The organism is Synechococcus sp. R55.8 (assembly GCF_047461895.1).
Taxonomy (GTDB): Bacteria; Cyanobacteriota; Cyanobacteriia; order Thermostichales; family Thermostichaceae; genus Thermostichus.
Map to the genome: position 1 here is coordinate 1 of NZ_JANSIB010000190.1, position 862 is coordinate 862.

Here is an 862-nt window from a genome sequence, read left to right on the forward strand (position 1 = left end):
TCGCGCCAGCGGGACGGAGTCCTTGGACCCTCGAAGATCCCATTCTTCGGAACTGTCTTTTCAGGTCATCGAAATTGAGCTGACCCGACCGGATCGCCTGGTTTTTCCAGAGGATTTGGCTCAGCTTCAGCTGCCTGCCGGGATCAATGCCCAGTTGGGGGTGGTTCTGACGGGGCGGGCCCCCATTTGGCTGTATGGCTGGCTGGTGCATGAGTGCCACTTCACCCGTTGGGTGGCCTGTTATGACCCACGCTTGGGCGCGGTGGTGGTCTCCAGCCATACCCCCGAAGTGCGGGTGGGCCAGGTCATCCCCTGGGTGCAGGGAAGGCCGGGCAAGGCCTACGGCCCGCTGACGCGAACAGAATTGGCAGCGGCGGTGATGGTGGTGGGCCCCCCCGACAGTGGCAAAAGCCGTCTTGCCCGCGCCCTCTTCGAAGCTCTGCTGCCGGAGCATCCCGATATTTATCTGCAACGGGCCCATTGGGATGGGGAAGGCAATTGGACTCTAGACTTGCCACCAGAAGAGGCGAAGATCCTCAAGCACCAGTACCGGGGCTCTTTTACCCCCGAATTTTTCAGCTTCCATGCCCAGGCCATTCTGGCTTTGCGCCGGCAAAAGAGTTTGGTGATTGTGGATGTGGGCGGCAAGGTGGATCCGCAAAAGCAGCCGATCCTGGAAGCCTGCTCCCACTACCTGGTGGTCAGCCGGGATCCCGAGGCTATCCCTCTCTGGCACGAGTTTTGTCGAGACCGGGGCAATTTGCGCTGTGTGGCCATCCTGCACACCTCGCCCGGCCCTCCTCAAGTGCTCAAAGACTCACCTGAGTTGGAAATTCGCTGGGATCCCAACTCTCCTCCCCCC

The 862-nt window shown here is 60.9% G+C and carries 1 protein-coding gene; it reads left to right on the top strand.

Going from position 1 to position 862, the window contains the following annotated elements:
* Positions 1-22: 22 nt before the first annotated feature.
* On the top strand, positions 23-862 hold an 840-nt coding region (crn3, locus tag NW829_RS12300; RefSeq protein WP_414407706.1), incomplete at its 3' end, for a CRISPR-associated ring nuclease Crn3/Csx3.